This is a genomic window from Streptomyces sp. NPDC059201 (assembly GCF_042754585.1).
Taxonomy (GTDB): domain Bacteria; phylum Actinomycetota; class Actinomycetes; order Streptomycetales; family Streptomycetaceae; genus Streptomyces.
This window is the reverse complement of record NZ_JBHZBB010000002.1, coordinates 341341-352539: the sequence shown is the minus strand read 5'-3', so window position 1 is coordinate 352539 and position 11199 is coordinate 341341. Positions and strand designations below refer to the sequence as shown.

Below are 11199 nucleotides of genomic sequence, written 5' to 3'. Positions count from 1 at the left end.
GCCCCCCGGCCCCACCACCGCCCCCCACCCCCCCCCCCCCCCGCCCCCCCCCCCCCCCCCCCCCGGCGCCCCCCCCGGGGGGGGGCGGGGCGCCCCCCCCCCCCCCCCCCCCGGCTCACCGGGCTCTTCACCACCGGGATGAGCGACGAGGAGCGGGCCCGTATCGGCCGGCTCCCCGACGGCCCCTACGGGGAGCTCGGCGTCCCGATCCGCGTCCACACCCAGGTCTTCGGCAACCTCTACCTCACCGAGAAGCCGGGCGGCTTCACCGAGGAGGACGTGGCCCTGCTGCGGGTCCTCGCCGCCCAGGCGGGCATCGCCATCGGCAACGCCCGGCTCTACGAGACCGCCCGGCAGCGCGAGCGGTGGATCGAGGGCGCGGCGGCCGTCACCACCGCCCTGCTCACCGGCGAGTCCGCCGAGGACGCCCTGATGACCGTCGCCGAGCAGGCGCGGATCCTCGCCGGGGCGGCCGCCGGGGTGATCCTCCAGCCCACCCCCGAGGGCGGGATGGAGATCGTCACGGCCTCCACGACCGAGGACCCCGGCGAGCTGGTCGGCACCACCATCCGGCCCGGCTCCGCCGTCCTCGTCCAGCTCCTCGGCGGGGAGCCGGTGTTCATCGAGGACTCGTCCGCCGACCCGCGGATGACCACGCCCGTCCGCTCCCGTTTCGGGCCGTCGATGATGCTGCCGCTGCGCAGCGGCGGGAGGCTGATCGGCACCCTCGCCCTCCCCCGCCACCGGGGCGACGACCCGTACTCGGCGGTGGACCGGCTGCTCGCCTCGCAGTTCGCCTCGCAGGCGGCGCTCGCGCTGGTCATGGCGGACGCCCGGCACGACCGGGAGCGGCTCGCGGTCTTCGAGGACCGCGACCGGATCGCCCGTGACCTGCACGACCTCGTCGTCCAGCGGCTGTTCGCGACCGAGATGATGCTGGAGTCGACCCGCCGGCGGGCCGGGGGCTCCTCGGCGGAGGACGAGCTGCTGGGGAGGGCGGTGGACGAGCTGGACTCCACGATCCAGGAGGTGCGGACCACGATCTTCGCCCTCCAGCAGCCGCCGGCTGAGGCCCCCGCGACCTTCCGGGGACGGGTGCTGCGCGAGACCGGCGGGGCGGGGGTACTGCTCGGCTTCCAGCCGTCGGTGCGGTTCGCCGGCGCGGTGGACACGCTCGTGGAGGAGCCGGAGGCCCGCAAGCTGCTCGCCGCGCTGCGCGGGGCGCTCGCGGCGGCCCACCGGCGGTCCGGGATCGCGCGGATCGCGGTGGACGTCGGCGTCGGCGAGGAGGGCGCCTGGCTACGCGTCGAGGACGACGGCACCCCGCCGACGACGGTGACGTGGCCGTAGCCTCGTAGGCCGGAGGCCCGTAGGCCCGTACGCACACCCGCACTTGTCCCCGCCCCTCCCCCGCACGCGTACGGTTCCCTCCCCCGTACGGAGCAGTCCCGCGCGCCGGGGTCCTCCGCCGGATCTTGACTGGAGGGGTGAACTCCGACGCCAAGCCCCCGACCGCGGCGGCCTACCGCAACCTGGCGATGGCCACCATCGGCTTCACGCTCACCTTCTGGGCGTGGGACCTGATCGCCCCCCTCGGCAGCTGGTACGGCGAGCGCCTGGACCTCAGCTCGTTCCAGCAGTCCTTCCTCGTCGCCGTGCCGGTGCTGGTCGGCTCGGTGGGCCGCATCCCGGCCGGCGCGCTGACCGACAAGTACGGCGCGAAGCTGATGTTCCCGCTCGTCTCCGCGCTGACGATCATCCCCGTGCTGCTGCTGACCGTGGTGAAGGACTCCTACGGTCTGATGCTGGTGGTCGGCTTCCTCCTGGGCCTCGGCGGCACGACCTTCGCGATCGGCATCCCGCTGGTCAACTCGTGGTTCCCGCCGGAGAAGCGGGGCCTGGCGCTCGGCGTCTTCGGCATGGGCATGGGCGGTGTGGCGCTCTCCGGCTACTTCACGCCACGGATCGCCAAGCACGGCGAGAACCTGCCCTTCATCGTCGTGGCCGTCGCGCTCGCCGCGTACGCCGTCCTGGCCGCGTTCCTCATCACGGACCGCCCCGACCGCCCGGTGCCGGCCGCCTCGCTGGCGACCCGGCTGGGCTCGGCGGGGCGGCTGCGGGTGACGTGGGAGCTGTCGGCGCTGTACGCGATCGGCTTCGGCGGCATCGTGGCCTTCGGCGTCTACCTGCCGACGTACCTGAAGACCTGGTACGACCTCGACCCGACCGACGCGGGCACGAAGGCGGCCGGATTCGCGCTGGTCACGGTCATCTTCCGGCCGATCGGCGGCTGGCTCTCGGACCGGGTCCACCCGGCGATCGTCACCTCATGGGCGCTCGGCGTCGTCGCCCTCCTCGCCATCGTCCAGGCGTTCGATCCGAAGCTGAACCCGGGCGGCACGATCGCCCTGCTGATCATGGCGGCGGGGCTCGGCACCGCGAGCGGCTCGGTCTTCGCGCTCGTCTCGCAGGTCACCCCGCAGGCCAAGGTGGGCTCCGTCACCGGCATCGTCGGCGCGATGGGCGGCCTCGGCGGCTTCGTCCCGCCCCTGGTCATGGGCGCCATCTACAGCGCCAAGGACTCGTACTCGATCGGCTTCATGCTCCTCTCCGACCTGGCCCTGGCGGGCTGCGTCTACGCCTACGGGCGCATGCGGAGCATCCGCCCCGGCGGCGAGACCCCCACCCCCGACCCCAAGAAGCTCCCGGCCGGAACCCCCTGAGGCCCGTCTCCCCGGCAGAATCGACTCCCGGCAGCACCCCTCTCCCCCCTGACCCGAGGAGTACGACCGGTGAGTGCGCTCTTCCCTCCCCTGTTTCCGGGCCTCGTGGCCCCTACCGGCCGCCCCGCGTTGCGTTGCGGGGCGGACGCGCTGACGTACGAGGAGCTGGCGGGGGCTGCCGGGGCGTCGGCCGGGCGACTCGGTGGGGTGCGGCGGGCGGCCCTGTGGGCGGTGCCCAGCGCCCGGACCATGGTCGGTGCCGTGGCGGGGCTGCTGGCCGGGGTTCCCGTCGTACCGCTCAATCCGCGCAGTGGGGAGCGGGAGCTGGCGCACATCCTCGGGGACAGCGCGCCGGACGTGGTGCTCGCGGGGCCGTCGGACGAGCTTCCTCCCGCGTTCGACGAGCTCCCCCGGATCGACGTGGAGCTCGACGGAGCGGGCAGCAACCCTCCGCCCGTGGACATCGACCCCGAGTCCACCGGTCTGATCGTCTACACCTCCGGCACCACCGGCCCCCCGAAGGGCGTGCTGCTCTCGCGCCGCGCCCTCGCCGCCTCCCTCGACGCGCTGGCCGAGGTCTGGTCCTGGACGGCGGACGACGTGCTCGTGCACGGGCTGCCGCTGTTCCACGTGCACGGGCTGGTCCTGGGGGTCCTCGGGCCGCTGCGGCGCGGTGGCGAGGTCCGGCACCTGGGGGCCTTCTCGGCCGAGGGGGTCGCCCGCGAGCTGGGGGCCGGCGGCACGATGCTGTTCGGCGTCCCGACCATGTACCACCGGCTCGCCGACGCCCTCCCCCACGACCCCGCCCTCGCGAGGGCGCTGTCGGGGGCGCGGCTGCTGGTGTCGGGGTCGGCGGCGCTGCCGGTGCGCGACCACGAGCGGATCGCGGCGGCGACGGGGCGGCCGGTGGTGGAGCGGTACGGGATGAGCGAGACGCTGATGAACACCAGCGTCCGGCCCGGCGGCCCGCCGCGCCCCGGCACGGTGGGGACGCCGCTGCCGGGCGTGGAGGTGCGGCTGGTGGAGGAGGACGGCTCCGAGCTCGCCGGGTCCGACGGGGAGACCGTCGGCGAGGTGCAGGTGCGCGGCCCGAACCTCTTCTCCGGCTATCTGAACCGGCCGGAGGCGACCGAGGCGGCCTTCGACGGGGGCGTGGCGCGCGGCTGGTTCCGTACCGGCGACATGGCCGTCCGCGAGGCCGACGGAACGATCCGCCTGGTGGGCCGCAAGGCCACCGACCTGATCAAGAGCGGCGGCTACAAGATCGGCGCGGGCGAGATAGAGAACGCGCTGCTCGACCACCCGGGCGTGCGGGAGGCCGCCGTCACCGGCGAGCCCGACCCGGATCTCGGCGAGCGGATCGTGGCCTGGGTGGTGCCGGCCGACCCGGCGAGCCCGCCCGCGGCGGCGGAGCTGGCCGACCACGTGGCCCGGCTGCTCGCCCCGCACAAGCGGCCCCGCACGGTCCGGCTGCTGGACGCGCTCCCCCGCAACGACCTGGGGAAGGTCCTCAAGAAGCGGCTGCCCGCGGCCTCCTGACACCGGGAAGGGCCGGACCCCGGTGGAGGGGTCCGGCCCTTCCGTCAGCGGGTGGGCGTCACTTCACGCCGACCGCGCGGATCAGCTCCTGGGTGACCGTGCCGCCCTGGTCGTCGGCGGCTCCTGCGCGCAGCGAGACGGTCGCCGCGCCGGACGGGATCCGCAGCTCGCCGGTCCAGGCGGCGCCCCGGCGGGACTTCTCCAGGCCGACCGTGCGCCAGGTGGCGCCGTCGTCGTAGGAGACCTCCAGGCTGCCGGTGGTGATGGTGCCGGTGCCGGCGGCCTCGGCGACGTACTCGGCGGAGATGCCGACCGGGATCCGGGAGCCTCCCCGGACGTCGCCGTACAGGTCGGTGTCGAGGTCGAAGCCGAGGTTGAGCATCGGCAGGCGGGTGATCCGGTCGTGCGGGGTCTCGGCGGAGCGGAAGGTCCACTCGCTGTGCCCCTTGGTGCCGAGCCGCCAGCGGGCCGGGTCGAGCGTGGTGTCGGTGACCACCTTGTACGTGGCCTCCTCCGCCGGCGCGTCCCAGGCGTAGGCGCCGGAGCTCTTCTTGCGGTCGACGCGGACCCCGTTCACGTACACCTCGGTGTACTGCTCCATCGTCGGGTCGCTCCACACGTTGCCGAAGCCGGTGTGGTCGGTGCCCGAGTCGCCCCAGCCGGGGGTGTTGAAGCTGAGGTCGTTGCCGCGCCGCTCCTGGCCCCAGCCGAGGCCGGTGCCGAGCCAGGGGTGCCAGACGGGGCCGAACCAGTCGAGGCGGGTGGTGGTGCCGCCGCGGTAGACCGAGAGGCCGCCGCGCTGCTCCAGGGACTCGCCGAGGTCGACGGACTCGTGCCACTGCTGGCCGGTGCCGGTGGAGACGTACTCGGTGCGCTCGGTCGGGAAGCCGATCCACTCCTTGAAGCCGACGCCGACCGGGAAGGTGTCGGTGATCGAGTAGCGGAACTCGCCGCCCAGTTCCTTCCGCTTGGTGGGGGCGCTGAAGCTGGAGCGGACGGTGGCCAGGTCCCGGCCGCGGGGGCGGTGGACGAGGTCGGTGCCGATGCGGCCGGGGTGGCCCTCGGAGAGGTCGTAGACGTACGGGGTGAAGCGGGTGCCGGTGAGGTCGAGGCGCTGGCCGCGCGCGGCGCCCGCGGCGAGGCGGGCGGCGTCGGCGCGGTTCACGGTGGCGACGGCGAGCGGGCGGTCCTGGTAGTCGGCGGTGCCGAACCACTCCAGCAGCCGGCCGGCGGTGTCGTCGGTGACGATCAGCGCCTCGGCCCCCGCGTCCTGCGCGGTCTGGGCGACCTGGACGGGGTCGGCGCCGTCGGCGAGGCGGACGAGGACGGCCTTGCCGGTGACGTCCTTGCCGGCGTACTCGGCGGGGGTGCCGGTGCCCGCGTCGGCGAGGCGGAGGCGGTGGCGGCCCTCGGGGAGCGTGCCGCCGGCCTGCGGGCGCAGGTCGGAGAGGCGGTGGCCGCCGACGCTCGCGTCCAGGACGGGCTTGCCGAGCCGCCAGACCGTGCGGTACTCGAAGGTGCCGTTCGCGACGGGCGCGGTGGGCGCGGCGAAGAGCGAGTCGTAGGTCGGCGGCACCTGCACGATGTCGGTGTAGGTGGCGCCGTTCGCCTTGCGGTCGTACTCCATGAGGAGCTGGCGGCTCTCGGTGCGCTTGTCGACCTCGGCGCGTATCTCGCGCAGTTGCCGGCCGTCGAGGGTGATCTCGCGGTCGCGGTCGAGGACGACCTCGGGGGCGGCCATGAAGCCGAGGCCGAGGGAGTCGGCGCCCTGGGAGCCGCGCACGTCGAGGAAGGTGTCGACGGTGTACGTGCCGGGCTTGAGGCGCAGTTCGAGGGTGCCGGAGTCGCCGACGGCGGCCGGGAAGGGGTCCTCGCCGGGGGTGAGCTCCCGGATGCCGAGGCCCGCCGCGGTGGGGGCGCCGTCGCGGTCCTTGACGTGGACGGTGAGGGTGTAGCGCTCCTCCTCCTTGACCATGCCGAGGGCGGTGTGGGCGACCGGGGCGCCGCCGGCGGTGGCGGTGACGCGGCCGGAGCTGGTGCCGACCGGGGCGGCGGCGCCGTCTCCGGTGACGGTGGTGGACGCGGAGCCGTGGGCCGGGACGGTGAGGACGGTGTCGGCGAGGGTCGCGGTGCCGGCCGGCATGCCCTCGACGGCGAGGGTCAGCTCGACCGGCGCGGCGGAGGCGTTGGTGTAGGTGACGGTCTTCGTAACCGGCCGGTTCGCCTCGTAGGGCCAGGAGTAGAAGCCGAGGTCGGCGGAGCCGGTGGCGGTGACGTCCGCGGTGATGGCGGCGGCGACGTCGACGCGGCCCGAGCCGAGGGCGTACGCGGAGGCGTCGAGCGTCTTCGTACTCGACATGAGGGCGTCCTTGAGACGGGCGCCGGTCCAGTCGGGGTGCCGCTCGGCGAGGAGGGCGGCGACTCCGGCGACGTGCGGGGTCGCCATGGAGGTGCCGTTCATCGACGTGTAGAGGCCGGTGCCCTCGGTGAGCTGGGAGCGGGCGGCGAGGATGCCGACGCCGGGCGCGGAGAGGTCCGGCTTGAGGCCCTGGTCGCGGTAGCGGGGGCCCTTGCTGGTGAAGTAGGCGGCCCGGTCCTCGGAGTCGACGGCGCCGACGGTGAGCGCGGAGTCGGCGGCGCCGGGCGAGCCGATGGAGCCGGGGGCGCCGGCGTTGCCCGCGGCGATGACGAAGAGGGCGCCGGTCTCGGCGGAGAGGGTGTTGACGGCCTGGGCCATCGGGTCGGTGCCGTCGCTGCCCTCCTGGGAGCCGAGGCTCATCGAGACGATCTTCGCGTCGATGTCCTTGGCGGCCCACTCCATGCCGGCGATGATCTCCGACTCGGAGCCGTAGCCCTCGTCGCTGAGGACCTTGCCGACGGCGAGGGTGGCGCCGGGGGCGACGCCCTTCTCCAGGCCGTCGGAGCCGGCGCCGCTGCCGCCGACGGTGGAGGCGACGTGGGTGCCGTGCCCGTTGCGGTCGGCGACCTCCTCGCCCGCGATGAAGGACTTCGACTCGGTGATCCGGCCGGCGAGGTCGGGGTGGCCCGCGTCGACGCCGGTGTCGAGGACGGCGACCTTGACGCCCTTGCCGGTGAGCCCGGCCTCCCACGCCTTCGGGGTGCCGATCTGGGCGTTGGAGTCGGCCATGGCGGCCTTCACCCGGCCGTCGAGCCAGACCTTGGCGGGCGCGGCGGCGCGGGCGGCGCCGGACTGTCCGGTGAAGCCCTTCCAGAAGGCGGCCGGGTCGGTGGCGGTGACGGCGGCGCCGCCGACGCTGGGCAGGGCGCGGACGGTCTCGGTGCCGCGCGGGGCGCCGAGCCCGGCGCGGGCGTTCTTCGCGCCGTACGTGACGATCAGCGGGAGTTCGCCGGTGACGCCCTGCTCGACGAGGCCGGTGACGTCGAAGAGGCGCGGGTCGAGGACGCCGGAGTCGAGGTAGCGGCGGGCCTCGTCGGGGACGACGCTGATCCGGCCGTCCGTGACCTGGGTGCGGACGGCGCCGGTGGCGCCCTTCGCCCGGTCGACGGTGACGGTCTGCTTGCCGCCGTCGAGCCCGGTGAGGGTGACCCGGTCGCCGGTGACGAGGGTGACGGTGGCGGAGGCGGCCGGGCCCTTGAAGGTGTCGGGCACGGCGGCGGCCGTGGCGCCCGGCGCGGCGGCGGTCTGCCCGGCCGAGAGCATCACGAGGGAGACGCCGGCGGCGATCAGCCCGGCCCTTCCTCTGGTCAGCGGTGCGGTCATCGAACGACTCCTCGCGGACCCGGGGTTCGGGGGGTGGGATTCCGGATCCGCGAGGAGTCTGGTCGCTGCGGCGGGCGTTGACTCCCGTCGCGGCTGGCGGCTATGTGCCGTGGCGGCCAACCGCCAGGAGGGCGACAACGGTTCAGGACGGGAGAGTCCGGGACGCTCCGGGAGGCCGCCTCAGGGCTTGGGGTCGTCGGCGTCGTACCGCCGGAAACCGCCTGCGTACAGCGCGAACAGGCCGATGCCGAGGACGCACGCGAGGCCGCCGCCGGTGATGGCGACCACCGGCGAGGTGAGGTCGGCGACGGAGCCGGCCACGAAGTCGCCGAGCCGGGGCCCGCCCGCGACGACCACGATGAAGACGCCCTGGAGCCGGCCGCGCATCTCGTCCGGCGCGGCGACCTGCATCATCGTGTTCCGGAAGATCATCGACGAGGTGTCGGCGTACCCGGCGGCGGCGAGGCAGAGCAGCCCGACCCACAGGTTCCGGCTGAGCCCGAAGGCGGCGATGGCGAGGCCCCAGGCGGCGACGGCGATGAGGATGGCCTGCCCGTGGTGCCGGATCCGGCTCTGCCAGCCGGAGACCACCCCGCCGAGCAGCGCGCCGAACGCGGGCGCGGCGACGAGGAGTCCGGTGGTCTTCGCGTCGCCGCCGAACCAGAGGACGGCGACGGCCGGGAAGAGCGCCTTCGGCTGGGCGAGGATCATCGCGAAGAGGTCGGACACGAAGGTCGCGCGCAGGTTGGGACGGGTCCCGAGGAACCGCAGCCCGTCGAGGACGGACGCTCGCTTCGCCCCGGCGCGCTCGGGCGGCATGGAGGGCAGCCGCCACATCGCGTACAGGCTCGCGAAGAAGGCGAGGGCGTCGACGAGATAGGCGGTCTGGTACCCGGCGAAGCCCACGATCACGCCGCCGAGGCTGGGGCCGACGAGCGTGCCGAAGGTCATGACCATGGAGTTCAGCGCGTTGGCGGCGCGCAGCTGCTCGGGCGGGATCAGGCGGGGGATCATCGCGCTGCGGGCGGGCGAGTTGAGGGCGGCGCAGACCGCCTGGAGGGCGACGATCGTGTAGAGGAACCAGACGCGGTGGTAGCCGGCGAAGGCGGCGGTGGCGAGCGCGGCCGAGAGGGCGGCGGCGCCGGTGGCGCCGACGAGTCCGAGGGTGCGCCGGTCGACGGTGTCGGCGATCGCCCCGCCGTACAGGCCGAAGACGACGAGCGGGACGAGGGAGAAGAGGCCGACGAGTCCGACCGAGAAGGCCGAGCCGGTGATGTCGTACACCTGGAGGGAGATGGCGAGGGCGGTCATGCCCTGGCCGACCCAGGAGACGGTGTTGCCGAACCAGAGGCGGCGGTAGTCGGCGGAGGTACGCAGCGGGGTCAGGTCGGCGAAGATCCGCCGCTTCTCGTCCCGCGGCGACTCTACGGCGGTCACGCGACGGCCGCGGCGAGGTCGTAGGTCAGCTCGGGGCGGTCCCAGTGGATGCGTCCGGAGGCGGCGACAGTGCCGGTGCGGCGGGCTCCGGTGCGCAGGTAGAACTCCTCGGCGGGCGGGTGGGCGACGACGCGGACGGCGTCGAGCCCGGCGGCGCGGGCCTCGCCGGTCATGTGGTCCATCAGCCGGCGTCCGATGCCGAGCCCCTGGGCGCCGTCGGCAACGAAGGCGAGGTCGAGCTCGGCCTCGTCGAGGAGGAGCGCGTAAAAACCGAGGACGCGGTCGTCCGCGTCGACGGCCGCGAAGACCGGGTGGTGCTCGATGTAGGCGCCGCCGACCTGGTAGCCATCGACCATGACGGCGTACGGCCCCCGGTAGGCGGCGGAGCCGCGGACGAGCCTGGTCAGCCGCTTGGAGTCGGCCGCGGTGGCGCGGCGGATGGTGAACTCGGACATGGGGCGAGTATAGGACCGCATTCCGGATTCGGCCCTTACATTTTGGTGACGAGGGAGGAGCGGGGAGGGCGAGGCGGCGGCGGAGGCGGAGGGGCGGTCAGCCGCAGGCGGGGCGCAGCTCGGCGGGGTCGATGCCGTCGAGGCGGGCCGCGAGGGTGCCGAGCTGTTCGCGCAGGCCCGCGATCTCGCCGAGGTCGAGTCCGGTGGCGGCGGCGATCCGGCGGGGCACACCGAGGGCGCGCTCGCGCAGGCCGGCGCCCGCCTCGGTGACGCGGGCGGTGACGGACCGCTCATCCTCGGCACTGCGCCGCCGCTCGACGTATCCGGCCGCCTCCAGCCGCTTGAGCAGCGGCGACAGGGTGCCGGAGTCGAGCCGCAGCCGCTCCCCGATCCCCTTCACGGGCAGCTCGCCGTGCTCCCAGAGGACGAGCATGACGAGGTACTGGGGGTAGGTGAGCCCGAGCTCCTTGAGCGCCTCCCGGTAGACGCCGTTGAAGGCGCGGGCGGCGGCGTGGAGCGAGAAGCAGATCTGCCGGTCGAGCCGGAGGAACTCCTCGTCGGGGAGGGTGTCGGGCGTCTCCATGCGACCAGGATACGCGAGACCCCTCACACGCGATTAAGTTGTGCACAACTCAATCGTGCGCTATCAATGATGAGGGGCGGCAGCACGCACCGCCCCTTCACCCCTTCACCCCTTCACGCCCCTCCCGGACCCCCCGGGAGACCTCCCGAGAAGCCGGAGCCCCCCCCATGGACGCCATCTACACCGCCGTCGCCACCGCCCACGGCCGCGAGGGCCGCGCCGTCAGCTCCGACGGCCGGATCGACCTCCCCCTCGCCCACCCGCAGGCCCTCGGCGGCAACGGCCAGGGCACCAACCCCGAGCAGCTCTTCGCCGCCGGTTACGCCGCCTGCTTCGCCAGCGCCATGGGCGTCGTCGCCCGCCAGGAGCGGATCGACATCTCCGAGGCGTCCGTCACCGCCGAGGTCTCGATCGGCAAGGACCCCGCCGACGGCGGCTTCGGCCTCGCCGTCGTGATGCGCGCCGAGTTCCCCGACCACCTCCAGGGCGAGGCCGGCCGCGCCCTGCTGGAGAAGACCCACGCCTACTGCCCCTACTCCAAGGCCACCCGCGGCAACATCGCCGTGGAGCTCGTCGTCGAGTAGTCCGCCCGAATCCGGGGGAGGAACCCTTCGTACAGGGTGGCGACGCCTCCGGCCCGCGTCCTACCCTGGACGACAGGGCGGCGGCGCCCGTACTGCCCGGCTCCGACCCGGAGTTGGGAACACCGGAGCCGTGACG

The 11199-nt window shown here is 74.4% G+C and carries 8 protein-coding genes; 4 read left to right on the top strand and 4 right to left on the bottom strand.

Going from position 1 to position 11199, the window contains the following annotated elements:
* The 3 genes from ACFXMG_RS07390 to ACFXMG_RS07380 form a co-directional block, all read left to right on the top strand.
* Nucleotides 1-1350 (top strand): GAF domain-containing protein (locus tag ACFXMG_RS07390; RefSeq protein ID WP_384900382.1); only part of this gene is annotated, 1350 nt, incomplete at its 5' end.
* A 188-nt stretch (nucleotides 1351-1538) separates the two neighbouring features.
* Nucleotides 1539-2723 carry a nitrate/nitrite transporter gene (locus ACFXMG_RS07385; RefSeq protein ID WP_383829011.1) on the top strand — a complete coding sequence of 395 codons (1185 nt, stop codon included), beginning with the start codon at nucleotides 1539-1541 and terminating at the stop codon, nucleotides 2721-2723.
* A gap of 69 nt (nucleotides 2724-2792) precedes the next feature.
* A complete protein-coding gene (locus ACFXMG_RS07380; RefSeq protein WP_383828991.1) occupies nucleotides 2793-4262 on the top strand; it encodes an acyl-CoA synthetase in 1470 nt (489 codons plus the stop codon).
* Between the two features lie 58 nt (nucleotides 4263-4320).
* Here ACFXMG_RS07380 and ACFXMG_RS07375 read toward each other — a convergent pair whose 3' ends face one another.
* The 4 genes from ACFXMG_RS07375 to ACFXMG_RS07360 all read right to left on the bottom strand — a co-directional run bounded on the left by ACFXMG_RS07375 (nucleotide 4321) and on the right by ACFXMG_RS07360 (nucleotide 10479).
* Entirely contained in the window at nucleotides 4321-8004 is a 3684-nt protein-coding gene (locus ACFXMG_RS07375) for a S8 family serine peptidase (RefSeq protein WP_383828989.1), read from the bottom strand.
* A 180-nt stretch (nucleotides 8005-8184) separates the two neighbouring features.
* Nucleotides 8185-9441, bottom strand: a complete 1257-nt coding sequence (locus ACFXMG_RS07370; protein WP_383828987.1) for an MFS transporter — start codon at nucleotides 9439-9441, stop codon at nucleotides 8185-8187.
* Entirely contained in the window at nucleotides 9438-9896 is a 459-nt protein-coding gene (locus ACFXMG_RS07365; protein WP_383828985.1) for a GNAT family N-acetyltransferase, read from the bottom strand. The genes ACFXMG_RS07370 and ACFXMG_RS07365 overlap by 4 nt, the downstream gene beginning before the upstream one ends.
* 97 nt (nucleotides 9897-9993) lie before the next feature.
* On the bottom strand, nucleotides 9994-10479 hold the full coding sequence (locus ACFXMG_RS07360; RefSeq protein WP_383828983.1) for a MarR family winged helix-turn-helix transcriptional regulator: 486 nt from the start codon (nucleotides 10477-10479) through the stop codon (nucleotides 9994-9996).
* Nucleotides 10480-10646: 167 nt separating this feature from the next.
* Here ACFXMG_RS07360 and ACFXMG_RS07355 point away from each other — a divergent pair, with 167 nt between their 5' ends.
* Nucleotides 10647-11063 (top strand): organic hydroperoxide resistance protein, encoded by a 417-nt coding sequence (locus ACFXMG_RS07355; protein WP_383828981.1) that lies wholly within the window; start codon nucleotides 10647-10649, stop codon nucleotides 11061-11063.
* Nucleotides 11064-11199: the final 136 nt, after the last annotated feature.